Annotated in this window: 19 protein-coding genes and 3 pseudogenes; 16 read left to right on the top strand and 6 right to left on the bottom strand. The window is 65.1% G+C overall.

Features of this window, described 5'->3' with window-relative positions; translation table 11 throughout:
- Window positions 1–10: 10 nt before the first annotated feature.
- From P3H15_RS41600 to P3H15_RS41615, 4 genes and pseudogenes are all read right to left on the bottom strand, one after another.
- Window positions 11–921 (bottom strand): annotated as a pseudogene (locus tag P3H15_RS41600) (IS701 family transposase); the annotation flags it as partial.
- A 102-nt stretch (window positions 922–1023) separates the two neighbouring features.
- Window positions 1024–1248, bottom strand: a complete 225-nt coding sequence (locus P3H15_RS41605) for a hypothetical protein (protein ID WP_276142623.1) — start codon at window positions 1246–1248, stop codon at window positions 1024–1026.
- 110 nt (window positions 1249–1358) lie between these two features.
- Window positions 1359–3509, bottom strand: coding sequence for a 3-hydroxyacyl-CoA dehydrogenase NAD-binding domain-containing protein (locus P3H15_RS41610; RefSeq protein ID WP_276142624.1), 2151 nt, complete (start codon window positions 3507–3509; stop codon window positions 1359–1361).
- The gene (locus tag P3H15_RS41615) at window positions 3506–4651 is read right to left on the bottom strand and encodes an acyl-CoA dehydrogenase family protein (protein ID WP_276142625.1); all 1146 of its coding nucleotides are present in this window, start codon (window positions 4649–4651) and stop codon (window positions 3506–3508) included. Before P3H15_RS41615 ends, P3H15_RS41610 begins: the two co-directional genes overlap by 4 nt.
- 347 nt (window positions 4652–4998) lie before the next feature.
- Between P3H15_RS41615 and P3H15_RS41620 the strand changes: the two genes are divergently transcribed.
- The 16 genes from P3H15_RS41620 to P3H15_RS55895 all read left to right on the top strand — a co-directional run bounded on the left by P3H15_RS41620 (window position 4999) and on the right by P3H15_RS55895 (window position 23705).
- Window positions 4999–5724, top strand: a complete 726-nt coding sequence (locus tag P3H15_RS41620; protein ID WP_276142626.1) for a GntR family transcriptional regulator — start codon at window positions 4999–5001, stop codon at window positions 5722–5724.
- Window positions 5725–5844: 120 nt separating this feature from the next.
- On the top strand, window positions 5845–6642 hold the full coding sequence (locus P3H15_RS41625; protein ID WP_276142627.1) for an SDR family NAD(P)-dependent oxidoreductase: 798 nt from the start codon (window positions 5845–5847) through the stop codon (window positions 6640–6642).
- 162 nt (window positions 6643–6804) lie between these two features.
- Window positions 6805–7605 (top strand): SDR family NAD(P)-dependent oxidoreductase, encoded by an 801-nt coding sequence (locus P3H15_RS41630; protein ID WP_276142628.1) that lies wholly within the window; start codon window positions 6805–6807, stop codon window positions 7603–7605.
- Window positions 7606–8796: 1191 nt separating this feature from the next.
- Window positions 8797–10935: an acetate--CoA ligase family protein gene (locus P3H15_RS41635; protein WP_276142630.1), complete on the top strand. Its 2139-nt coding sequence runs from the start codon at window positions 8797–8799 to the stop codon at window positions 10933–10935.
- A 93-nt stretch (window positions 10936–11028) separates the two neighbouring features.
- On the top strand, window positions 11029–11523 hold the full coding sequence (locus tag P3H15_RS41640; protein WP_276142631.1) for a Zn-ribbon domain-containing OB-fold protein: 495 nt from the start codon (window positions 11029–11031) through the stop codon (window positions 11521–11523).
- A complete protein-coding gene (locus P3H15_RS41645) occupies window positions 11523–12692 on the top strand; it encodes a hypothetical protein (protein ID WP_276142632.1) in 1170 nt (389 codons plus the stop codon). Before P3H15_RS41640 ends, P3H15_RS41645 begins: the two co-directional genes overlap by 1 nt.
- Window positions 12693–12753: 61 nt before the next feature.
- On the top strand, window positions 12754–13929 hold the full coding sequence (locus P3H15_RS41650) for an amidohydrolase family protein (RefSeq protein WP_276142633.1): 1176 nt from the start codon (window positions 12754–12756) through the stop codon (window positions 13927–13929).
- Entirely contained in the window at window positions 13929–15080 is a 1152-nt protein-coding gene (locus P3H15_RS41655; protein ID WP_276142634.1) for an amidohydrolase family protein, read from the top strand. The genes P3H15_RS41650 and P3H15_RS41655 overlap by 1 nt, the downstream gene beginning before the upstream one ends.
- Entirely contained in the window at window positions 15080–15436 is a 357-nt protein-coding gene (locus tag P3H15_RS41660) for a Rieske 2Fe-2S domain-containing protein (protein WP_276142643.1), read from the top strand. Before P3H15_RS41655 ends, P3H15_RS41660 begins: the two co-directional genes overlap by 1 nt.
- 125 nt (window positions 15437–15561) lie before the next feature.
- The gene (locus P3H15_RS41665) at window positions 15562–16554 is read left to right on the top strand and encodes an aminopeptidase (RefSeq protein ID WP_276142635.1); all 993 of its coding nucleotides are present in this window, start codon (window positions 15562–15564) and stop codon (window positions 16552–16554) included.
- Between the two features lie 62 nt (window positions 16555–16616).
- Window positions 16617–17843, top strand: coding sequence for a CaiB/BaiF CoA-transferase family protein (locus tag P3H15_RS41670; protein WP_276142636.1), 1227 nt, complete (start codon window positions 16617–16619; stop codon window positions 17841–17843).
- On the top strand, window positions 17840–18817 hold the full coding sequence (locus tag P3H15_RS41675; RefSeq protein ID WP_276142637.1) for a PDR/VanB family oxidoreductase: 978 nt from the start codon (window positions 17840–17842) through the stop codon (window positions 18815–18817). The genes P3H15_RS41670 and P3H15_RS41675 overlap by 4 nt, the downstream gene beginning before the upstream one ends.
- Window positions 18818–18908: 91 nt before the next feature.
- Entirely contained in the window at window positions 18909–19802 is an 894-nt protein-coding gene (locus tag P3H15_RS41680) for an SDR family NAD(P)-dependent oxidoreductase (RefSeq protein ID WP_276142638.1), read from the top strand.
- Complete coding sequence (locus P3H15_RS41685; protein ID WP_276142639.1) at window positions 19795–21270, top strand: aldehyde dehydrogenase; 1476 nt, start codon at window positions 19795–19797, stop codon at window positions 21268–21270. The genes P3H15_RS41680 and P3H15_RS41685 overlap by 8 nt, the downstream gene beginning before the upstream one ends.
- Window positions 21271–21313: 43 nt before the next feature.
- Complete coding sequence (locus P3H15_RS41690) at window positions 21314–22693, top strand: MFS transporter (RefSeq protein WP_276142640.1); 1380 nt, start codon at window positions 21314–21316, stop codon at window positions 22691–22693.
- 154 nt (window positions 22694–22847) lie between these two features.
- Entirely contained in the window at window positions 22848–23705 is an 858-nt protein-coding gene (locus P3H15_RS55895; protein WP_369426226.1) for an acyl-CoA thioesterase domain-containing protein, read from the top strand.
- Between the two features lie 85 nt (window positions 23706–23790).
- Here the strand turns inward: P3H15_RS55895 and P3H15_RS41700 are convergent.
- Window positions 23791–24009 (bottom strand): annotated as a pseudogene (locus tag P3H15_RS41700) (IS630 family transposase); the annotation flags it as partial.
- A 46-nt stretch (window positions 24010–24055) separates the two neighbouring features.
- Window positions 24056–24331, bottom strand: a pseudogene (locus P3H15_RS41705) (IS256 family transposase); the annotation flags it as partial.
- Between the last annotated feature and the right edge of the window lie 168 nt (window positions 24332–24499).

Here is a 24499-nt window from a genome sequence, read left to right on the forward strand (position 1 = left end):
GTCAGAGGAATTACATCCCGGGACCTGGCTGGAGATCCGCCCTTTGAGCGTCGGCGCAGGATCGTCAAGGCGTCTTCGGCCATCGACAAGGTGATGTGCGGTACCAGGCCGGGTACCCGCGCACCTGGTCGTGGTCCAGTCCGGTCTCCCTTCCTGGTGGTCTGACAGCACTCCTCGATCGCACAGCGAGTGCTGGCCACCCGGACCAGCTCGGCGGGTTCGGTGTCAGTGGGGCCATCGCAGATGTGGTAGACAATCTGGTCGGTGATCGACCGTCGGGCCACCAGCCACCAGCCAGTGACCGCGTTCGCGCAGTGGCCGGATGTCGACGATCGTCCAGTCGTAAAACCTGAGTCTATGGGCGCCATCGCCGCAGTTGATCCGCTGCCACTCGGTCGCCGGCAGGTCGCGATCACGGTATGGGCTCGGCGATGCCGCGGCTCTATCGAGATCACCATCTCCGACTTCGGAACGGCGAGAACATTAGCCACACCGAGGGATTTGAGCCGCAGTCGTATCTTGCTGACCTGTCCGTAAGCCTCGTCGCCAGTGAACAACCCCTGCGGCCGACCGGCGTCGAGGGCTCGTTCGACCATTGTCTGCGCCAGTTCGGGTTTCCTCGCGAAAGCCACCCGGCACCGATCGCGGTTCCGGGTCCAGCCTTTCGGTAGGTACAACTCCCAATCGATCAGCGCCGATCCCGGTCGGAAGCGTATGGGAAAAATACCCCGATCTGACTGTTCTCGATCCGCCCGGCCGTGCCAGAACACTGCCGGGCCAGCCCGGCCGAGCGCGTGCACTTCTTCAAAACCCTGTCTCGTCGACGATCAACACGCCCGAATCGGAGTCGCCGATCGTTTCGACCACGACCTCGCGCCCGTCGTCGCGGAGTCCCGTGCGGTCCAAGGAGTAGTTGTTGAGGGAGTTCCGGGCGCGACTGAGGGGAGTGTGCACTACCGGTGCACAGTCATCCTGATGGTGTTCGAACGCGGGCCCACCTGATGGCAATGGTCGGTACGCCCGTCACAGATACGACAGCATCGGAAACAATGCGATCGCGGAGACGGTGATCCCGGCGACTCCGGTGACCACGCCCAGCAGGGCTCGCAGGGATGCGGCCTCGTCGTCGACGACGGCGGAGCGGGATGTGGCAACCGACCCGCACACCACCGCGCACAGCCCCAGGGCGAAGCCGAGCCAGAACACCCAGAACGACCCGAGGGACAGCGCCGCTGAGATGATCGACACGGTCGGCAATCGTGAACCGTGTCGCGTCGGTAACCGGGGTGCCGACCACGGGCGCATGCGCGCGCGGGCCAGCATACGAGGTGGGGGTCGGCGGCGGTCTAGCTTCTCCTTCACAAGGATCCAGTCTTGTCAGTGGATGGAGTCGTCCGGTGCAGGTCGGCGGTATAACCCGAAGCGCTATGGCTTCTTCGCTTTTCCTGACCGATCGAGAGTAGGGTCATGTCACCTGTCTGGAATCCCCACCCTGTCGCGTCCGCGAGCAGCTGTCGGCTGCGTTGAAGTATGTTGTTCTCCTGGCGTGAGGTCCAGTAGCAGATGCCGCCCTCGGCTTCGGGGAAGCCGTATCCTTGGGTGAGGATGAGGTCCACATCGCTTGGCGTGCTTGCCGTTCCCTCGGCGAGCAGCAATGCGGCCTCGTTGGCCATCGACGTGAGGGCGCGATCGACAATCTCGGACGTGTCGATGTCTCGGGGGGTGATGCCCTTGTCTTCGCGTGAAGTCGCGATAATTTCGTGCACCAACGGGTCGGTCAGTGGTTGGTGAGATCCCGGCTCGTATCGGTACCACCCGGCTCCGGTTTTCTGGCCCAGCCTGCCTTTGTCGACGAGCCGGTCCGCGACATCCGGGTAGCGTTCGCGTGGGTCGCGTGCAGAGTCTCGCCGTCGGCGATTCCGCCACGCGATGTCCAACCCGGCCATGTCCGACACCGCGAACGGTCCCATTGCGAACCCGAAAGCGGTCATGGCTGCGTCGACGGCTTCCGGTGTGGCACCGTCCTCGACGAGAAGTTCGCATTGTCGCCGGTACGCGTTGTAGATGCGGTTGCCGATGAAACCCTCGCAGGCTCCCGCGATGACGGGAAGCTTGCCGATGGCGCGTGCCGCCATCAGGGCACTTTCGACTGTGGCATTCGAGGTGTGCTGTCCTCGCACGATCTCGACCACCTGGCTGCGGTGGGCTGGGCTGAAGAAGTGCATGCCTACCAGACTCGACGGATCGGGTAGCTCGGCGGCGAGCGCGTCGATGTCCAGGTACGACGTGTTCGTCGCCAGCGGCACCCCGTCCTCGACCACTCCCGCGACCTCGGCAAGGACCTTTGCCTTGACGAGGTGATCATCGACCACCGCCTCGATGACAAGGTGGGCACTTGCGAGGTCACCCACACCGGTGGCCGGGGTGAGCAGCGCCAGCCGTTGGTCCGCCTTGTCGACGCGCAGGCGGTCGGCCAACACTTGCCGGGCGTAGGAGCGCTCGAGTGCCGCCTTCGCCCGGGTAGTCGCCGCCGGGTCCTGATCGATGATGGTGACCTGTACTCCGGCTTCGATGAAGGCGCGAGCGATCCCCGTACCCATTCGTCCCGCACCGATGACGCCGACGTGAGCAACCGGGTGGGCATCAGCGACGCGGGCGGTCTTCCGGGCGAACGTACGGGCGAAAAACAGGTGCCGTCGCGCAGCGGCTTCGGAACTGTTTCGCAGGCGGTTGAATTCGGCACGCTCGTGGCGGAGCGCGCTGTCGGTGGGGAGGACCAAGCCGGTGAGAATCGCACCGATCGTGGCGGTGATCGCGGGACGAGGACCATAGCGCGCGAGTGCGCGCTGCGCGGCGGTCTCCACAGCCCCCGGAGCGTCCGTGAGTACCCGATGCCGGCGCAGGATCCGTTTGGCCGAGACCCGGCGGGCGAATGCGACCGCCTCTCGACGCAACGAACCGGACACCACCTCATCGACGAGACCCTCGTCGTGCGCCTGCTCGATGGTGATGCTCTCGCCGGAGGTGATCAGTTCGAGGGCACGGGAGGGCGGCAACAGGCGGAGGGTGCGTTGTGTGCCGCCTGCTCCCGGGATCATCCCGAGCGTGACCTCGGGAAGGCCCAGGACGCCGCCGGCGAGACCGACGCGAGCGTCGCACGCCAGGGCCAGCTCGAATCCACCGCCGAGTGTCGACCCGGCCAGCGCCGCGACCACTGGCTTCGGGCATGCCTCGATAGCCGCGATGACCTCGGTCAGCTCGGGTGTGGGGAGGTCGCCGTCGAACTCATGCAGGTCCGATCCCGAGACGAAATGCCTGCCCGCGCCGATCAGCACGATGGCCGAGACTCCCGCGTCACGGGAGGCGTTCTCCAGGGCGTGCAATACGCCGGCCCGCAGCCGGGCGGTGCTGGTGTTCACCGGAGGGTTGTCCAGCACGAGGATTGCCACCTCGCCTTCACGCTCCAGGTGGACCAGCGCGTTCGCGTCACCGATCTCGCCCACACTCACGCTTGTGCTCGCTGACTGAACCGGCGTTCGAAGATCTCTTCGGCGATGCGGTTCTTGAGGATCTCGGTCGATCCGCCGGCGATCATCCATCCGCGCGTGCGGCGCATACAGTACTCGACCAGCGTCTCGGTGCTGTAGCCGAGCGCGCCCATCGCCTGCATCGCCATGTTGGCCGCGTCGAACCCGGCCTCGTTGGCGGCGAGCTTCGCTATGGACGTCTCGTACGCCGAGGGCAGACCATTCTCCGCGTTGCGCACCGCGCGGTCACGCAACGCTTCGGCGGCGTCCAAAGCCACTGCGGCTTCTGCGAATTTCCACTGTAAGCCTTGAAACTCGTTCAGGGTTCGACCGAACTGGGTGCGCTGGCTTACATGCTCGCGGGCGAGGTCGAAAGCTAGCCGCCCCAGCGCGAGAGAGCGGGTCGCGTTGCCGATTCGCTCCACGTTGAACCCGCTCATCTGCTTCTTGAACCCGCCGGGCCCGAGCAGCACATTCGATCGTGGAATCCGGCAATCCTCGAAGTACAGCGGCGCCCACATTTCCCCGCTCATGTACGTAGAGGGTGTTCCGACGGTGAACCCGGGTGTGTCGCGGTCGATCAGCACCGAGCCGATGTTGTGGGTGCCGGGTCCGAAGCGCACGTAAACGAGGAACAACGTTGCATCAACGCTGTGCGTGGACCAGATCTTGCCGCCGTTGACCACCACGGTGTCGCCGTCCTCGACCGCGGTCGAGGCGAGTTCGGTGACCGCGGACCCCGCCTCGGATTCGCTCATTCCCAAGGCAATCAGTCTCTGGCCGGCCAGCAGGTCGGGCAGGTACCTGCGTTTCTGGTGTTCGGTGCCGAACTCGGCGAACGTCCGGATGGCGCCGAAGTTGCCCGCTTGCACGATGTCCGCGCTTTTCGGGCAGTACTGGGCGATCGTGTGCATCACGGCGACGGCATCGCCGAGACTCGCGCCTTGGCCGCCGTCCTTCTCGGAGATGGTCAACCCCAGAAGTCCTTGGTCGCCGAGGAGCTTGGCGACTTCCCACGAGAAGTGGGGATCATGGGCACGTTCGAGGGCGCCGTCCGCGAGGTGTCGCTGGGCAAAGCTACGGACGGAGTCGATCAATGCGGCGCGATCAGTCGTGTCAGTCAAGTGGCACCCACTCTCTTGTGTGTTGTCGGTGGCGAATGAACCGAAGTGAACGCGAGTTCCGGGCGGTGCCGAATGGTGTTGGCACGCAGCGGCAGGTTCGGGCATTGAGATGACGGCGAGGCACCCGGGCAGGCACGCAGAACTCGGCGGCGGCCAAGGGGGGCGGGAGGCCTCGACGACGGCTGAACCGGATCGATCATCGACGGCGATGCTCCCGCGTCGCCGCGTCATGGTCGACAGTACATACTCTATAGAGTATTGTCTAGGTGAGGATGTTCGGGTGAGGATTCCTCTTCATAGACTGTTTAGGGCCCGGCTGTGAGGCGTCAGTGACCGAAGGAGATCCAATGACTGATGGTGCAACGTTGCCACCAACGAGTCGGACGGAGTATGTGGCGGCGCGAATCCGTGAGGACGTCGCCTCGGGCCTTCTCCGTCCGGGTGAGTTCATCAAGCAGACGGTGCTCGCCAAGCGCTACGGTGTGAGTCCCACGCCGGTGCGAGAAGCGCTGCGCCTGCTGGAAGCTGACGGTGTTATCACCTACGCATCTCACCGGGGCGCGTCGGTCGTCGAAATGACTCCTGAGACCGCCCGGGATCTCTACCACCTTCGTGCGGCAACCGAGGGCCTCGCTGCCAGTACGGCCGTAGAGCGGATGACACCCGAGGGACTCGCGAGCATCACGACGGCGTACCGCGAACTCGAGGATGCGATCGAATCGGGAGGCAAGTCTTCCGTCGAGTTGTCGGTGCTCAACAAGCGCTTCCACTTCGCGCTATACCAGCAGTCATCGCCGCTGATCGTGCAGTATGTGGAAACCCTGTGGGTGCGGTTTGTCCCACGGACCACGGTCTGGACCCTGCATAATGCACCAGAACTACAGAAGGACCACGCACGTCTTCTCGATGCTGTCGTCCGCGGTGACGCGGAAGCGGCCGCGCAAGTGACTCGCGAACACATCTTCCACGGTATGGCGATCCGCGAACACGACCCGGCCCTGAGGCCCGGCGGCAGGGATGACCGCGAGCAGTTACCACCGATTGAGCGATACGCATCTGACCAGCACGCGTGAGAAAGTCATCGCGAATGCGACGTCGCATCCCCCTCGGCTGACGGGCCCATACCCTGCGTGCCAACAAGCAAGGTCGCGATCGCCTCGACAGCTCACACCTTTTCGTCTGAGAGGGGTGGAATGGACCTCAACCTGCGCGGTACAGGCGCCGTCATCACCGGTGGCAGCAGCGGAATCGGGTTTGCCATCGCCGACGCGCTGGCCCGCGAAGGAGTGCGGGTCGCGATCGCATCGCGGTCCGCGGACCGTGTGCGTGCCGCGGCGGATCGACTGGCGACCCGCCACGGGCGCGAGATCGTACCGCTGATCGTGAATACAGGCGACGACACCACAGTCCGCAAGATGGCTGCCGACGCGTTTGGAGCGCTGGGCCGGATCGATGTCCTGGTCAATTGTGCCGCGCTTCCCATGAGTCACTCATCCCGGGCCGGTCTGACCGACCTCGCCGACGAGGTCGTCAGTGAGTACCTGAACGTGAAGTTCATGGGATACCTTCGCACCGCTCGCGCCGTCGTCCCCTACCTCTCCAAGCAAACGAGCAGCCGAATCATCAACGTCAACGGCCTGAATGTGCGTCAGTGCGGATCAATCATCGGCTCAGCGCGTAACTCCGCCGTATCGGCCCTGACCAAGAACCTGGCCGACGAGCTCGGCCGGCTGGGCATCGGGGTGGTCGCCATCAATCCAGGCATCACTCGTACCGAACACACGGACGCGGTCGTAGCGCGCACCGCCGCAGAGCGCGGGCTCGATCTCGCGCAGGCCGAGCGAGCCCTGGCGAACAATGGGCTGGGACGCCTCGTCACTGCTGAAGAGATTGCCACCGTCGCAACATTTCTCGCCTCTCCCTGCAGCAGTGCGCTCAATGGTGACGCCATCCCCGCTGGTGGCGGCATCCTGGGTTCGATTCATTACTGACGCGCATGAACCCGTGTCACTGACGCGCATGAATCCGTGTCGCCCCCGCTTCCTCAGCCATAGGCTCGGCGCACATGTGCCGGGTGCGACGGCGAGGTTTCGCCTCCGACAGGGGCGTGTTCCTTCACCGACCATCCAACATGTACAGAAAGGTGTTCCGAAGTGAATGCACTTCATGGGAAGGTTGCGGTCGTCACCGGCGGCACCGGCGGAATCGGTAAGGGTGTGGCGCTTCGGCTCGCGGCGCGCGGCGCGACGGTCGTGATCAACGGCAGAAATGAGCACAAGGCGGAGGCGGTGCTCACCGAGATCCGCAGTGCGGGTGGTACGGGGCACTTTGTGGCCGGGGACGTATGCTCGAGAGTGGACATGGACGCAGTGGCAGCTGAAGCCGCCCATCGTTTCGGAGGCATCGACATCGTGGTGCCCAGCGCCGGTGGTGTCGACGGCGAAACACGCTCAACTGCGGTGCGCGGTCCCTTCTCCGACATCGACCTCGTCCGTGTGACAGCCCTTATCGGACAATCGGTCGCGGCAAAGCTGCTGGTGGTACAGGCGGCCGTGCCGTACCTGCGGGAACGCGGCGGCGGCAGCGTCACTTTCATCACCTCGGAAGGTGGCAGGGTGCCCACGCCCGGCCAGACGGCGGTTGCCACCCTATCCGGTGGCCTTCTCATGGCGAGCAAAGTCCTCTCCAAGGAGCTCGTCAGGCATCAGATTCGGGTGAACTGCGTCTGCGTCACCGTAGTCCGTGATTCACCGTCGTGGGAGAACGCATTCGGACGAGAGGGCGGCGTTTCTCACCACCACCGGAAACAATACGAAAAGATCATCGAACGAAGCCCGCTTGGAGTCGCTGCTCCGAGCGACGTCGGCAATGTGGTGGCCTTTTTGGCGTCCGACGATGCCCACCACCTCACGGGTGCCACCATCAGCCCCACCGGCGGCTTGACCATCCACTGATTGATCCCTGGTGTCGCGCACAACGGTGCATACCGACCCCACCGAAGCCGTTGATCGACTGCCGTGCGCTCCGCGAATGCCATTGCGGGATAATCACCCTGACCGCGGACACCCCCACGAGAGGTGGATCTGCGCCAAGCCGCGGATGCCGTAATGCGGATCGGCAGTGGAGGAGAGCCAAGAGCTGACGCGATTGTTCCTCGATCCACCTGCCGCGCCCGGCTCGCAGGCTACAAGGCGCCAAGGCCGCCGGGTTTCACTGTGCCCCAGCGAGTTCGGCGGGCGCGGCATCGGCGCGGAACAGGTCCCGTGCCGGGCCAGGACTCGTTGGGGAGGGTGGTCGTACGGCATCGACAGCCGGTGCGCCACGTTCGATCGGACTGGCGTCCTCGACGGCCAGGCTGGTGTAGCGGAAGGCATTGCTGCACAGTAGTTGCGCCATTATTGGCGTTCTCGTCCGGACGCAGCTACCGAGGCTGACCGCCGGGCACCGGCCGGGCAGCCAGCCCTGGTGAACTCGGCGGACGGGTTCGATCACGACCATGTCATGTCGGGGTCCTCGATCTGGCATCAATTCGGACCGCCCGAATGGCACTTTCGCGATTGGTATGACGTGCGCTTCGCATCCTCGGACGCATAGTGGACGAGCGTTCGAGTGGGGCGGAGGCGTACCGAACTCCGAGGTCGACTCGGGGTTGCTCGGCTGCGTCACCCGCGTGGGTGCAAGGTACGAGCGCTGTGCGTTGTGCGAAAGGCATGCGGAACAAACATTCGTAGACATATGAACAAATATCCATCCGGCGCAGGCGATCTGGGTTGTACTGATGCGTCGCGGACGACGGCGATGCGGTCGGCGGTGGTGTTCGAGTCCGCCGATGCCAGGACACGTTGTCGGCTCCTCGGTGCCGGTCGGGGAGTCGCTCGCGCCGCGAGTCGCATCCGGCCGGGACCGCGCACGCGGTGGAATGTGCGGTGCGGTCCGGGCGGAGGTTCTCCGATGGTACATCGGCATGCACGCAACGATGCGCCGCGGAGGAGCGGTGGTTGCTTGTTCACCGATCCGCGTCTGGACTATTGACTCTACTCTATAGAGTGTGGAATTCTTCGTGAAGAGTTGAGCGCCACCCCGCCGACCGCGCCGCGTAGTCGGCCCCACGTCGGCCAATTCCTTTGATCCAGGGAGTCGCAAACATGACAGATTCCTCGCCCCAAGGCCTCCTACGCCCGCTCCTGTATCCGGACAGCGTGGCGATTGTCGGTGCCTCGGATGACCCGAACAAGACGACCGGGCGGCCGCAGCGGTTTTTGTCCCGCGCCGGGTTTTCGGGTGCCACGTACTTTGTCAATCCCAGCAGAAAGACAGTTCAGGGTGAAAAGGCGTGGCCCAGTCTCGGGTCTCTACCTCGAGTGCCTGACCACGTATTCATCATGACCGGGCCGGAGGCGGCGATTGCGGCGGTCCGAGAATGCGCAACGCTGGGGGTTTCGGTGGCGACCGTGCTGTCATCGGGCTTCGCGGAGGATGGAGCGGCCGGCCGTGAACGGCAGGAGCGGCTCCGGGCCGCGGCGGCAGCGGGCGGTGTCCGGGTAATCGGTCCCAGCAGCCTCGGTGTCGTGAATCCCGGTGCGGGGGTGTTGCTCACCGGAAACGCTGCATTCGGTGAACCCGATACGCCGTGCGGCGGAGTCTTCGTGGCCTCTCAGTCCGGAAGTGTCATCGGCGCTCTGGTCAGCCGTGCCCGTGGGCGGGGTGTGGGATTCGCCGGTCTGGTCTCCACCGGAGGAGAAGCGGACCTGTCCCTCGGCGCGATCTGTGAGACGGTGCTCGACGATCCACACGTCACGTCGTACGCATTGTTCCTCGAATCCCTACGGCACTCCGCAGATCTCGCCTCCTTCGCGCGTGCTGCGGATCAGGCGGGCAAGCCGGTCGCGGTCTACAAACTCGGACGTTCGGACGAGGCTGCCGCGCTCGCGGTGTCCCACACCGGCGCGATGGCCGGCGAGGACGCCGAAGCCGATGCGTTCTTCCGGGCGTGCGGCTTCGCCCGTGTCTCCCAGTTCGAGGGGCTCGTCGAGGCGCCCGCCCTCCTCGAACGCATCCCTGCGGGCAGTCATGCGCGTGATCCGCGGATCGGGGTGGTGACCACGACGGGTGGTGGAGCCGCGCTCGTGGTCGAGCAACTCGCGCTGCGGGGTATGACCGTCGCGGCGCCCAGCGAGAATCTCGTCACCAGGATGCACGCGGCCGGGGCGCCGATTCCCCACAGCCTGATCGCGGATCTGGGTCTGGCCGGGGCGCGCCGTGACATCGTGACCGACGCGCTGCGCCTGATGCAGGACAGCGGGGAATTCGATCTCGTCGTGTTCGTCATCGGTTCCTCCGCCCGGCTCAACCCCGAGCTGGCCGTTCAGGCTGTCGCCGACCACGGACGCCACACCGTGCCGGTGGTCGCCTTTGCGGTACCCGAGGCGCCCGAGGCCGCGATGCTGCTCAACAGTTCGGGCGTCCCCACTTTCCGCACCCCGGAATCATGTGCGGACGTCATCGCCGCCACCTTCGGCCGCCGTCCCTGCCACCTCGGCCTCGGACCAGCGCCTGTCCCACCAGGCCCCACCGAGGTTGTCGACGAGCACGCGGCCGCGGAGCTCATCGGTCGCCGAGCCATCGCCACGCCCCCGTCCACCGTGCTCGACCTCGCCGATCTCGACGGTCCGATCGAGCTGCCGTTCGATTTCCCGGTGGTGGTCAAGGCATTGTCGGACCAGCTTCCCCACAAGACCGAGGCCGGGGGCGTGGTGCTCGGCGTCGAGGATGCCGGGGCGGTGCGTGTGGCCGCGAAACAGATCGCCGCCGCGGTCGCGGCCCACAACCCCGACATCGCCCTCGACCGGGTACTCGTGCAGCAGATGGCGACCGGTGGTGTGGCCGAGACCCTCGTGGGATACCGGGTCAGCCAGGATGTCGGGCCGATCGTGGTGCTCTCCACCGGCGGAGTCATGGCCGAGATCTTCGCGGACAGCAGCGTACGGCTCGCACCCGTCACTCTCGACACCGCGCACGAGATGATCCGGGACGTGAAAGGCCTGGCGGCGGCGCGCGGCTACCGCGGCACCACCCCGGGCGACCTCGACGCGCTCGCGAGGACGATCGTCGGCATGTCCGAGTTGGCCATCTACGAACCCGACGTCCACGAAGCCGAGGTGAACCCCCTGCTGGTGCACCCCCAAGGCGGAGGCGTCGTCGCCTTGGACGCGCTGGTGCGTCGGACAGCGGGCGCACACGGCGGCAAGCCGGCCACGGCGCCGAGTGCACGGGGCACGACCTGAAGACGAAGTCCTACCCACACAGTTCGTGGGCCGGAGCTCGGCGCCGAGACGACCGACTCGACAGCGGTCCGCATCAATTGGAGGAACACGACTATGCAGGCATTCGGGCACGCGAGCCACGGTGACCGCCCCCGTGAGGCTCCCCCGGAGGGGGACGACTCAGCCGCCCCCCTCCGGCCACGACCTGTGGTGACGGACCTGACCCGGCCGTTCTGGGAGGCCGCACGCGAGGGCCGGCTTGCGGCCCAGCGCTGCGATGAGTGCGGGGTGTTCCGGCACCCGCCGCTGCCGCAGTGTGTGCACTGCCGCTCGGCGCGGACCAGTTGGGTCGATCTGGAGCCGAGGGGACGCGTTTACCAGCGAACAGTCATGCACGAGAGGCGAGTCCACGGATTCGAGAACGCGGTTCCCTATCTCTGCGTCGCCGTGCAACTCGACTGCGCACCCGAGTTGCTGTTCGTCGGCAACATCGCCTCGAGCGAGCCGAGTGAGATCCGGATCGGCGATCCTGTAGTGGCCGTGTTCGATCCGCTTCCTGGCGGACTCGGCCTGCCTCAGTTCGCTCCGATCGAGGGCGGGGAGTGCTGATGCAAGCTCAAGCCGCGATCGTGGGCGCCGCGTACTCGACGATCGCCCGCCGCGCCGACGTCGAGGTGGGGGTACTGGCCGTCGAGGCCATCCTCGGCGCACTAACCGATGCCGGCCTCACCGTGGCGGATGTCGATGGCTTGTCGGTCTACCCCAGCGCCTCCCGACTGGGGGCGGGCACCGTTGACGGCGTGGATTTCGTCGGCGCCGGCTACGTCGCCCGCGCGCTTCAGCTCACGGAGCTGCGTTGGACGGCGCAGGTAACCCCGGGGTCGTTCACCGGGGCGATCGTGGAGGCAGCCAACGCTGTCGCGGCCGGCGTATGCAACACGGTCGTGGTCTGGCGCGCGATGCACAACCCACGTGTGCAATTCGGACGATACGATTCGGACGAGGCCGTCGGCGCCGAACAGTTTCGGGCGCCCTACGGACTGGCCAACGTCGTGATGGACTTCGCCCTCCCGTTCTCGCGATACCTGCACCAGTATGGTGCTCGTCCCGAGCACATGGCGACCTACCTGGTGCGCAACCGCGAGAACGCGCAGCGCAATCCCGACGCGATCTTCCGGGGCACATCGCTGACCCGCCAGGCGTATCTGTCGGGGCGGATGATCGCCGAGCCGCTGACGATGCTGGACTGCGACATGCCGGTCGACGGTTGCGGTGCGGTGGTCGTGACCCGAGCCGATCGCGCGGGCCACGGACCTCATCGACCGGCGTTTCTGCGCGGTTACAGCTCGTTGGGCATGGATTTGCGCCATCACCCGGTCATGACGCTCGAGAGCATGCAAGACAGTGCCCGCCACGCCGCCCACGCGCTGTGGCAGAGCTGCGGTATGCGTCCCACCGATGTCGACCACGCCCAGCTCTATGACGGCTTCAGCTACTTCGTCTACATCTGGCTCGAGGCCTTCGGCTTCTGCAAGCCCGGGGAGGCCTACCGGTTCCTCCAGGGCGAGGAGACCTCGCTCGGGGGCAGCCTGCCACTGAACACCTCGGGGGGCATGCTCGGTATGGGCCGTCTGCACGGCGCTCCGCAGGTGATCGAGGCGGTACGTCAAATCCAGAATCGTTGCGGCCCAAGGCAAGTAGCCGCCGACGCGGTGCTCGCCAATGCCGGCAACCCGCTGCGTGCGAACGCGGCTCTGTTGCTGACCGTCGACCACTGATCCACCACAACCGTCGCTGCCCGGTGTAGATCGGGCAAGCAGATCGACAGAAAGGTATCCGATGCCAACTGCAACGAGCACACGGGTGTTACCCAGCGGCGCCCGATACGACGGCGCGGTCATCGATGGGATGATCTTCCAGAACTGGCCGTCGACCGCGGCGCTGAGCCCCTATTTCGAACCGGGATGGCGAGAGACGGTGATGCGGCCGGGTGATCTGGGAGGTCCGCTCTCCCTGCGGGCGAGGTGGTTGCACCAGCACCCGTTCGGTGAATTCCGGCCCGACTCGTATCCGCCCGAAGGAGTTCCGGGCTCGGACCTGGGGGTGATCGGTGAGCAGGTACTCGATGTCGCCGACACACGGGCGGCGGTGCTGGGCTATTCGGACGGAATGCTGGCTACCGCGTTGAACAATTACTGGCTCGCACGCGAAACGACCCGGGCGGTGAACCGGTGGACGCTGACCGAGCGGTTGGCCGACCCACGCCTGCGCGGTGTGGTGTTGGCCTGCACCGCGGTGCCCGAGACCGCCGCCGACGACATCGCCGAGTTCGGGCGGGACGATCGCATGGCGGCAGTCGCCCTCGGCGGAAACTGCCTGGGCCGGGCCTTCGGGCACACCGTCTACCACCCGATCTACCAGGCGGCCGCCGAACTCGATCTGCCGATCATCATCCAAGCCGGCAGCGACTCGATGTCCTCACTCGACAGTTCGCCGACCGCAGGCGGTCTGGTCTCCACCTATGCCCAATACGCGACGCAGTCCTCGCACACGCTGATGGCGCACATGGCCAGCATGATCATGAGCGGCGTGTTCGAGAAGTATCCGAACCTTCGGGTGCTGCTGGTCGGCGGCGGTGTCACGTGGCTACCTGCCTATGCCTGGCGGATGGACTTCTGGTTCAAGACGACCGATCACGAGACGCCGTGGGTCAAGCGTCTGCCGAGCGAATACCTGGCCGATCACGTGCGGGTGGGAACACACTCGCTGGAGGCGCCGCGGAATCCGGCGGAGCTCCAGGCGGCATTCGGTTCCTGGCGCAAGTTCGAGAAGTTGATGGTCTACACCAGTGGCTACCCACGCCGCGAGTGCGAGCTCAGCGCCGACGTCAGCGTCCGCATTCCGACCCCCTGGCACGAGTCCGTTTTCCACGACAACGCCGAGCGGTTCTTCCGCTTGTCCGGCCCGTCCGCCGCCGCAGCCGCGACCGAATCACTACAGAAGGGACGACGGTGATGAGCACGTACACCGGACCGATCACTGATGTCGACGTTCACCATCGGGTGCGGGCCGACGGTGAGATCATCGAGTATCTACCAGAGTTCGCCCGCAGGCTGGTGACATCGAACCCTCACGGCCACTACGATTTGCAGCCGCCGAACATCTTGGCCTCGGCGGCATTCAGGAACGGTGCCCGGCGCGCGGACGCCTATGGGTCCGAGGGTGGGATACCGGGCTGGAACTACGACCAGCTGCGTACGCAGCTGCTGGACCGCTACCCGTACTACCGCGCTGTCCTCACCCACGATCTGGGCGAGTTCGGGATGAACCTCAACCCCGACCTCGCCGCGGCGGTCTGCTCAGCGGCCAACGACTGGACGATCGATCGCTGGCTGAGCCGCGACGAGCGGCTCCGCGGCCTCGTCGTCTGCCCGCTCGCCGTACCCGAGCGCGCCGCCGCAGAGATTCGCCGGGTCGGGACACACGCTCAGATGGATGGTGTCCTGCTCGTCGGGTCACCACTCGGCCGTCCCCTCGGCGATCCGGTCTATCACCCCGTATACGAGGCCGCTGCGGAGCTGGGACTGACGCTGGCGAACCACCAAGCCACATCCGGACGCCCGAAGGTGACCGCGCGCACCACGCCATCGCCGCTGACGACCCTGGCGGAGACCATCACGATGCACTCCCAGGAAGCGGCGACCATCACGTCGAGCTTCATCGTCAACGGAGTCTTCGAGAAGTTCCCGGACCTGAAGCTGGTCATCATCGAATACGGCGTGGCGTGGATCCCGTCCCTGCTGTGGCGGCTGGATCAATTCAACGACCTCTACCGGCTCGAATCGCCCTGGGTGAAGAAGTGGCCGAGCGAGTACGTACGGGAGTCGATCAAGTTCTCGACCCAGCCCATCGAGACCGGCAAGACGCCCCACGAGGTAGCCGACTTCCTGCGTTCCGTCGACGGCATCGAAGACCTGTTGTGCTTCTCCACGGACTACCCGCACATGTCCTTCGACGACCCGCTCTACGTCGCCCGGCACCTGCCTCAGGAGTGGTTGCGGAAAGTGTTCTGCGACAACGCCTGTGCATCCTTCGGCTGGGCACCGCCGCCCGCCGACCTTCAGCTTGCGCCGAAGGCTCCCGCTCCGGCAGGAGCGAGGTCGTGATGATCAAGGTGTGCGGCGTCGACGAGTTGACACCCGGAAGGCCCACCGCGGTCCGGGTCGAGGACACGCAGGTCGTGCTCGCCCTCTGGCAGGACGAGGTCTTTGCGGTACGGGACGCGTGCCCACATATGGGTCAGTCTTTCGAGTGCGGGCGAGTTGCTCCTGCGATCACCGCGGCCGAGGCGGGTGCCGAGATGAGCGTCGACACCGACACCCCCGTGTTGATGTGCCCATGGCACACCTGGGGCTACAGCGTTCGCGACGGCCGGTGCACGACCGACCCGCGACTGCGGGTCCGGACCTACCCCACCGTCGTCGAGGACGGGCAGGTCTTCGTCGACGTCGGCGGGGCCTGACAAGCGACCCCGAGTGCACACCGGCACCGCCGGCTCGTCGCGCGATCAGGAGAACACGCGACGCACCACCGACATTTCATTCCCGTTCGAATGTGTCAATCCCACCCTGGAGAGGCTGAAAACTGATGGACAACAAAATTATCGAGGCTATTCGCTACGCGATGGTGCCCTACCGGATCAATCTGAAGGCCGGTGACCGTCTTGTCCTGCTGGCCGATACCGGAACCGATCCTGCCGTCACACAGGCGTTCATGGCGGCGGCGCTTGCACTGGACATCAAGCCGTACCTGATCATGTCGCCGCCAGTGCTGTTCCACCACGACTCGCCGGACCAGGCGGTGGTAGACGCGATCGCGGCCGCCGATCCCGACATCGTCCACCTGATCACCACCAAGGCGGTGCTGCACTCCTCCGCGATCCATCGGTTCCAGGTGCAGACGGGTAAGCCGATCATCGCCTCGGAGGAGATCTCCATCGAGATGCTGCGCGGCGGCGGAGTCAGCGCCGACTACGACACGATGAACGTGCTCGCCGCCAAGCTCACCAAGATCTACACCGACGGTGCGCGCCTGCACGTCACCTCCGACAACGGGACCGATCTCGTTGCCGACATCACCGGCCGACCCGGCTACATCTGCGCGGGCAAGATTGTGCGCAACGCCGGCTGCGAACTCTATGCCTGCGCCTTCCCGGACGGGGAGGTCGGTATCGCGCCCGTCGAGGGCACGGCGAACGGGACGATCGTGTGGGACGGCAGCATGCACCACGTCGGCCTGATCAGCGATCCGATCAAGGCCACCTTCGTGGACGGACGGTGCGTGGACATCAGCGGCGGCGCCGAGGCCCGCCGGCTCGAAACCTACCTCGACGCGCACGGCGACGACGGTGCCCGGCTGCTGTGCGAAGCAGCGATCGGCCTCAACGACAAGATCGCGCTCTCCGGTGTCGTTCGCGAGGACAAGAAGAAGGCCGGGACGATGCATCTGGCACTCGGCATGAACACCGACGTCGGCGGAACCATCGACAGCCGACTGCACATCGACGGTGTCCTGCGCCGACCCACGCTCCACGTCGATGATCTCCTCGTCGTCGACAACGGAGTCCTGCAGATCAAGTAGTGGCATCCGCCGGTCCGGGGCGAAACCGCCCTGGACCGGCACCTGAGCATGGAGGTCTCACAATGGCAAACATCAAGCCGCTCACAGGGGTACGGGTCATCGCCTGCGAGGCGATCATGGCCTTGCCATTCGCCACCCAGATGCTGGCCGACTTCGGAGCCGACGTGATCGGCATCGAACACATCGACTGGCGCCCCGACAGTGAAACCAGTGCCTGGCGGCTGCGGACCGGCCGGCACAAGCGCCGCATCGCGGTGAACCTTCGCGAGGAATCCGGCCAGGAGATCGTGCGCCGCCTCATCCGTGGCGCCGACGTGTTCGCCTCGAACTTCCGTCCGGGAGTCATAGACCGATACGGGCTCGGATACGAGCAGGTCAGGGACATCAACCCAGGTGTGGTTTATGCGTCCCTCAGTGGATTCGGCACCCGGAATCTGCTGCCCAGCCCGTACGAGAACGTCGCGGCATTCGGCCCGATCGCCGAAGCCACCGGTGGAGTGGCCAATTCGATGGGGCACGGCCGCGGAGCCGAGGCGCTCGCCCTGGGCGACATCGTCTCCGCGCTGTTCGCTGCGAACGGGATCATGATGGCGCTCCGGCATCGGGACCGAACCGGAGTGGGCCAACTGGTAGACGTGGCCATGGCCGACAGCTTACTGGCGCTCAACGAGCGGGCGATCCTGATGCACCTGCTCGCCGCGGAACAGGATCCCACCGACAGCCGCGAGCCGGCGATCTCGTCGTATTACATCTACGACGACGTCGATGCGGGGGACGGGCGCGTGACCATCATGCTGTCCACCGCGGACCACTGGGCACGGTTCAGCGGGCTGCTCGGTCACTCCGAGTGGGCCGACGACCCCGAGATTGCCGATCCGGCGACCCGGCGGGCACGAGTGACCAGCATCGTGTTCCCGGTTCTGCAGAAGTGGGCACGCGGGCTGGGCAAAAAGGAGGCCGGACGCCAGTTGCAGCAGGCGGGACTACCGGCGGCGGCAGTGTTGCTCCCACCGGACATCCTCGAGGACCCGCACTACGCGGCCCGGGAGATGCTGATTCCCACCCGGGATGCCGATGGCGTGGTTCGCCCCATGATCGGCAGCCCCATCAAACTGTCCTCGATGGTTCGGGATCCGCAGCGCTCCGCCGAGATCTCGATCGCAACGCCCGGGCAGCACACCCGAGAGATTCTGTCTGACGAGTTGCACCTGTCGGAGGAGCAGATCGACGAACTGTTGCGGCGCAACGTTGTCCGCGACAGTCGAGAAGCCGCCGAGCTGGTCCCATGAACGCGAGCGTCGGCGTGGTCGAATCGACAGGCGCGGCGGGTGACATCACGACCGTCCGCGTGGTGAACCGCGAGCTGGTCGCGGCGGGTGTCGTTTCGCTGCAGTTGCAGAGCGCCACCGCGGGCGCCCTGCCCTCGTGGGAACCGGGCGCCCACATCGACGTCCTCCTCCCGAACGACATGGTGCGCCAGTACTCCCTCTGTGGAGATCCCGAAGACTCCGGCAGCTGGCGTATCGCGGTGTTGCGCGAGCAGGACGGACGAGGCGGGTCGGCGTACATCCACGACCACGTCACCTGCGGTAGCGAGCTGCGAGTACGGGGACCACGCAACAACTTCACGCTCGAGCCACGGGATCGATACCTCTTCATCGCCGGGGGTATCGGGATCACACCGCTGCTGCCGATGATGGCCCGCGCCGCCCGCCGCGGTGCCGAGTTCGACCTCCTCTACGGCGGCCGTTCCCGACCGTCGATGGCGTTCGTCCACGAACTGGGACACTACGGCGACCGGGTGCGACTGTGGCCGAAGGACGAATTCGGCCACCTCGACCTCGACGGCGCCTTCGCGGACCCGCGGTACGACGCCGTGTATTGCTGCGGACCGGAACCACTGTTGGCCGCGGTCGAACAGCATGGGGCCGCACGTCCCGACGGCTTCGTCCACATCGAGAGATTCCGGGCCGCCACCATGGACCGGCCGACGGCGACGGCGTGCGAAGTCGTACTCGACCGCAGCGGAACCAGCTATCACGTGCCCGCCGATCGCTCGATCCTCGAGGTGCTCGACGAGGCCGGAGAGGACGTCGCCTACTCGTGCACGGAAGGCACATGCGGCACGTGCGAGACCCGAGTACTGGCGGGTGAGATCGAACATCGCGACTCCGTTCTCAGCCCGGCCGAGCGGCGAAACGGCGACCGCATGATGATCTGCGTTTCGCGATGCCAAAGCCGGCGGCTGGTGCTTGACATGTGACTGCTGTCCGCGCCAGCGACCGAAAATCCCTGTTGCACTGCATAAATGTACTGTCCAACACTGAATTTTACTCATCTGCTAGGAGGATGTCATGCCAATTCTCGACGGCCAGGTCGCGTTGGTGACCGGCGGTGGACGTGGGTTAGGGCGAAGTATCGCTCACGCTTTCGCCGCCCACGGGGCGGTGGTGGCGATCGACGATGTTTATCGCGATGAGAACGGTGTCGCGGCCGCGGGGGCGACTGCGAACGAGATCGAAGCGGCAGGAGGCAAGGCCCTCGCCCTCTTCGAGGACGTGACGACCGGTGACGGGGCTCGGGCGATGGTCGAGGCGACCGTCGAGCGGTTCGGGCGTCTGGACATCCTCGTCACGTGCGCGGGCAATGTCACACGGGGACTGCTGCACGAATTGACCGAACAGCAGTGGGACTCGCTCATCAATCTGCATTTGCGGGGGCACTTTCTGAGCTGCAAGATGGCCCTGCCGCACATGCTCGAACAGAACAGCGGACGGATCATCACGGTCGGATCCCGTGGTGCGTTCTTCCAGGTCCCGGCGAGCAAGAAGATCTCACGTGATATTCGGAAACCGCCGAGTACGGCCTACAGCGCGGCGAAAGCCGGAATCCTCGGGATGTCGACCACGCTGGCCGTCGAGCTGTGGGAAACAGGAATCACCGTGAACTGCCTGCTGCCCAGTGCCACCACCCAGCTGTTTCCCGAGACAGGTGCGCGGATGGTCGGCGGGGTGCCCGCCTCGGCCTCACTGGACCCGGACGACATCGCCCCAACCGTCGTCTACCTGGCCAGCCCGGACGCCGCCGACATCAGCGGCAAGATCGTCTACAGCTCCGGCGGCGACCTGATCTTCTACGGAGATCAACTCGATGTGCGAGGTAGCCGGATGATCCGCAAGCTCGGCAGGTGGACACCCGAGGAACTACAGGAAATCGTTCCCTCGATGGTGGGAGCAGGCAATGAGTGACAGCGCCGGCGCGATACCAGTGCAGCGCAACTTCATCGGGGGCGAATGGGTCGCCGCTGCCAACGGCAAGACGTACCAGCGATTCAATCCGTACGACCAGACGCTGGTCGGGATCTACCAGGACTCTGACGAAGCGGATGTTGTCAGAGCGGTCAAGGCCGCGCGTGAAGCATTCGATGACGGCCCGTGGCACCGCATGTCGGCCATCGAGCGAGCAACTATTCTGCGGCGGGCGGCTTCGCTGATGCGCGAACGAGCAGACTCGCTGGCGGTCACATTGACGAAGGAAGTCGGTCAGCCGGCTCAGCAGGCCACCGTGAACGCCGAGGCGGATCAGCTTGACTACTACGCTGGCCTGATCGTCAGCCGCCGCGACGAGTCGGTGTACACCCAGCACGATGACGCGATCGGGATTGTGGCGAAGGAGCCCGTCGGGGTCGTCGGTGTACTCACAGCATGGAACGCGCCGCTCTCGATCGCCCACAAAGCGTGCCCGGCGATGGCGGCCGGGTGCACCCTCGTCGTGAAACCAGGACACCAGGCGCCCGGCGCGGTCGTACAGCTCGCCGAAATTCTGGAGGAGGCGGGACTCCCACCGGGCGTGTTCAACCTCATCACCAGCGCCATCGATAATGGAGCTGTCGTGGGGCAGGCGATAGCCGCCGACGAGATGGTGGACATGGTCACGTTCACCGGATCGAGCCTCACCGGTCGCGCGGTGATGCGCGCGGCGGCTGGCAACCTGACACCAGTGCACCTCGAACTGGGCGGAAAGTCACCGAACGTGGTATTCGCCGACACCCATTCGCTGGAACAAGCCGCGGCGGCGGTCGCCAAAGGCATCGTCAGGTTGGCGGGCCAGTCGTGCCAGGCTGGGTCAAGGCTGCTGGTCCAAGAATCAGTGAAGGACGACTTCGTCGACCTCGTACTGGAACACCTGCGTGCCGCCAAGCTCGGCGATCCATTCGACGAAGCCACCACCTGCGGTCCGCTGGTCAGTGAGGAGCAACTCAACCGCGTCGCCGCGTACGTCGAGGCGGGTAAAGCATCGTCTCGGCTGCTGACCGGCGGCAGACGTCCGGACTGCACGGACCTGCACCGGGGGTTCTTCTTCGAGCCCACGGTATTCGACAACGTCGCACCCGACTCCCGCATCGCGCAGGAGGAGGTCTTCGGTCCAGTACTCAGTATCCTCAGCTTCAAAGAGCTCGACGACGCGATCCACCTCGCGAACGCAACCAAGTTCGGTCTCGCCGCAGGATGCTGGACACGCGACATCAACACCGCTTTGAGGTTCGCAAAGGGAGTCCGCGCCGGCATTGTGTGGCTCAACAGTTATCGCGATGACTCCGTGCTGAAGCACATGCCCATGGGCGGCTTCAAACACAGCGGAATCGGACGGGAGTGGGGCCCCGAGGGGCTCGAGGCCTTCCTCGAGACGAAGAGCATCATGCTCAAACTGAGTTAACCGGATCCCGATTGGCTAAGCACACACGACAACGAGGTCGAACATGTCACTGGAAGAAAACTCTGCAACCAAGCATCACGACCCAGCCCGTCTCGCCGGCCGCGATCCTTCCGTTTCCGCGGTTGGACACGACAGAATGGCGCGCCGAGCCGCGCTCAGCGGGTTCCTGGGAAGCGTCATCGAGTACTACGACTTCCTCATCTACGGCACTGCAGCCGCGCTCGTCTTCGGCCGGCTATTCTTTCCCACAGGCTCCGCCGCTGCCGGCACACTCGCTGCCCTCGCGACCTTCGGGGTCGCCTACATCGCCCGCCCTGCCGGTGCTGTGCTGTTCGGGCACTTCGGCGACCGGATCGGGCGAAAGAACGTACTGATGGCGACCCTTTCGGTGATGGGCGGCGCGTCCGCCCTGATCGGGCTCCTTCCCACCTACGCCTCCATTGGGTACGCCGCGCCGGCGCTGCTCGTGGTGTGCCGGCTAGCGCAGGGGCTTTCCGCGGGCGGCGAGCAGACCGGCGCGAGCTTGCTTGCCATGGAGCACGCCACACCGAAAAAGCGGGCGTTCTATTCAAGCTGGACCCCCAATGGCGCGACCATCGGCTCAGCTCTAGCAACCGCAGTCTTCATCCCCATTGCATCGTTGCCAGAAGATGCGCTGATGTCCTGGGGCTGGCGCATACCATTTCTCGTGAGCCTCGTCACTGTTCCCATCGCGCTATATCTGCGCAGGGGAGTTGCGGAATCTCCTCAATTCACACGACGAGACAACGGCACGACCCCAAAGAAAACTAGCGCGCCGAAGGCGCCGTTACTAGCGGTCTTCAAGGACGAACCGCGTGCTCTTGTGTGTGTCTTCTTCTGCAGTCTCATACAAAGCGTGGCAACCTTCGTGACTGTTTTCAGCCTGAGCTTCGCTGTACACAACGGCGCCGTTGGTCGCACCCCCATACTCACCGCGATCAGCGTTTCGCAGTTGTTTGGACTAGTGTTCATCCCAATCTGGGCTGCGCTCTCGGTCCGCGTCGGCGGGAAGAGAATGTTCGCAGCCGGGGCGTTACTCAGTGCGGCTGGTGCGGTCGGCTTTCTGATGTCGGTCGCCAACGGGAACGCCGTCCTCGCCATGGTAATGATCATCCTGGTGAAAGGAGTCTTTTACCCTGCCTCGAACGGAATCTGGCCAGTCTTCTTCGGCAGGCAGTTCACTGCACGGGTGCGGTACACCGGAATGGGGGTCGCGATGCAGTCCGGGTTGGTCGTCGTGGGGTTCGTCCCAGTCCTTTGCACGGCCCTCGTCGGTAATAGCACCGATGGCTGGGTACCCGTAGCGGTCCTCATCGTCGGTATCTGCCTCGTGGCCGCAGTCGCAGGTGGGCTTTCCCGCGACGCTAAAGACTGGGCGCCAGAGGAGAATCGCCCAGAATAGCGATTCGTGGCACCCGCTTAAGGATCGCTTAAGGAAGGTGGCGTGAGTCGGGTAGCGAGCATTTCCGAGGACGCCAGAAGTTACTGAAGCGACACCAGACTGGAGTCGGATTTGACAATGATCCGTTCCCGTATTTCCAGAGAAGGAGTGCTCATTGTTCTCGTACTTCGTCAAAGAAGTATGCGCAGGGCAAGAGATCCTGCGCCCTACGCAGCTTGCGCGCAATGGGTGGGGGGTCGGTCGGATCCGCGGTCCCGCCGTGACTGGAGTCCTGGCACGGGCAGCAGAGCGCGCGGTGCAAACCCGGGCGGATCTAGGTCCAGTGCGTGCGACGTTCGAGCTGTTCAGCCCGGCACGCATGGAAACGTCTACGACAACTTCTACGATAGTACGCGAGAGCCGCCGATTGTTGTTGGTGGACACTGAATTGATCCAGGCCTCAAGGGTGGTTGCTCGTGCACACATTCTCTACCTCGCGGGATCGGCGGCGAATCCTCGTGGGGCCCTATGGGCGCCATCCTGTCCACCTCCTGCGCCACCTCCTGCCGAGCTCCGACCGTGTACGGGAGAGCGGCGGCTGTATTACAGCGACGGAGTAGGATGGACCAGCTCGCGAACGGCCCATCTGAACCCCGCGCGTAAGCAGGTATGGCAGCTGCCCATACCCGTCGTACTGGGGGAGCCCCTGTCAGCCTTTCAAGCTGCCGCGAGCGCAGCAGATTTGGCGAATCTCATTCTCAGCTGGGGTAGTGCCGGCATCGAGTACATCAACGCGGATGTCACGATGGCCATTTCCCGCCCACCGGTCGGTTCGGGTGTAGGTCTGTCGTCGATCGACCGCGTCGCAAGGAACGGCATTGCTGTCGGCAGCGCGATCCTCTTCGACGCGAACGGGTCGTTCGGTAGTGCCACAGTGTCTACTCTGGCGAACTTTCCCCCTCCCGAGGAACAGGTCGCACAGTTGTCGGATGCTCGCCGTGTCGATCACAGGGACTGCCCCCAGCTGGGTTGACACACGGGGTGGGCAGGTGGGCAAGTGTCTTCGAACTCTTCATGGATCAAACTGTGCGGACGCGGCACCTAGTAGACCGTCGCGGCTAAGTGTTGGGATATAGGTGGCGGAGCTTGATGCGGGCGTCGTCGGTGGTGAAGTGCCACTGGACCTGGCGTTGATCGGCATTGGTCTGTCGTTGCCAGGCGGCGAGTTCGGCGCCCAGGGTCTCGAGGTCCTCGATGCGCCGGTCCAGGCACTGGCGGGTCAGCACCGAGAGTTCGATCTCGGCGATGTTGAGCCACGAGCCGTGTTTGGGGGTGTGGTGGATCTCGAGTGAGCAATAGTCAAATCCTGTGGATCGAGGGTCCTCAGGCGACCTCGGACACCGGCGTGTCCGGCGACGGGTCGGGGGTGATGTCGACGGGGCGTTCGAGGAGTTTGCCCGTGTGGAACAACGCGCCGGCCCGCACCAACGAGACCAGGTGCGGTGCGTTGACGGCCCGCCACCGGGACTGGACGGCCTCGATCAGCTTGTAGGCCAGCGCCATCCCCGCCGCCCTCGATCCCGGGCCCTTGGTGACCTTGGTTCGCAAACGGACGGTGGCGAAGGTGGATTCGATAGGGTTCGTGGTGCGCAGGTGCACTTGGGTGTTGGCCCTGCGCGAGCTCGTCGTACAACTTCGCGATCACCACCGCCGTGGCCAGGTCACCCAGGTCCCAAAGCGACGCGATGACCGCCCCCGCACCGGCGGGCGATTACTGATATTTCGGTAATAGGGCGTGTCGATACACGTGATTCGCGCCGCGCTGCT

This window comes from Rhodococcus sp. T2V, assembly GCF_029269925.1.
Lineage (GTDB): Bacteria > Actinomycetota > Actinomycetes > Mycobacteriales > Mycobacteriaceae > Rhodococcus_F > Rhodococcus_F koreensis.

Bases quoted from the DNA above. Each gene is read 5' to 3' on its own strand.
- P3H15_RS41690 (WP_276142640.1), top strand. From the start codon at position 21,314: ATGTCACTGGAAGAAAACTCTGCAACCAAGCATCACGACCCAGCCCGT.
- P3H15_RS41620 (WP_276142626.1), top strand. From the start codon at position 4,999: ATGACTGATGGTGCAACGTTGCCACCAACGAGTCGGACGGAGTATGTG.
- P3H15_RS41685 (WP_276142639.1), top strand. From the start codon at position 19,795: ATGAGTGACAGCGCCGGCGCGATACCAGTGCAGCGCAACTTCATCGGG.
- P3H15_RS41635 (WP_276142630.1), top strand. From the start codon at position 8,797: ATGACAGATTCCTCGCCCCAAGGCCTCCTACGCCCGCTCCTGTATCCG.
- P3H15_RS41680 (WP_276142638.1), top strand. From the start codon at position 18,909: ATGCCAATTCTCGACGGCCAGGTCGCGTTGGTGACCGGCGGTGGACGT.
- P3H15_RS41660 (WP_276142643.1), top strand. From the start codon at position 15,080: ATGATCAAGGTGTGCGGCGTCGACGAGTTGACACCCGGAAGGCCCACC.
- P3H15_RS41670 (WP_276142636.1), top strand. From the start codon at position 16,617: ATGGCAAACATCAAGCCGCTCACAGGGGTACGGGTCATCGCCTGCGAG.
- P3H15_RS41665 (WP_276142635.1), top strand. From the start codon at position 15,562: ATGGACAACAAAATTATCGAGGCTATTCGCTACGCGATGGTGCCCTAC.
- P3H15_RS41650 (WP_276142633.1), top strand. From the start codon at position 12,754: ATGCCAACTGCAACGAGCACACGGGTGTTACCCAGCGGCGCCCGATAC.
- P3H15_RS41675 (WP_276142637.1), top strand. From the start codon at position 17,840: ATGAACGCGAGCGTCGGCGTGGTCGAATCGACAGGCGCGGCGGGTGAC.
- P3H15_RS41645 (WP_276142632.1), top strand. From the start codon at position 11,523: ATGCAAGCTCAAGCCGCGATCGTGGGCGCCGCGTACTCGACGATCGCC.
- P3H15_RS41655 (WP_276142634.1), top strand. From the start codon at position 13,929: ATGAGCACGTACACCGGACCGATCACTGATGTCGACGTTCACCATCGG.
- P3H15_RS41640 (WP_276142631.1), top strand. From the start codon at position 11,029: ATGCAGGCATTCGGGCACGCGAGCCACGGTGACCGCCCCCGTGAGGCT.
- P3H15_RS41625 (WP_276142627.1), top strand. From the start codon at position 5,845: ATGGACCTCAACCTGCGCGGTACAGGCGCCGTCATCACCGGTGGCAGC.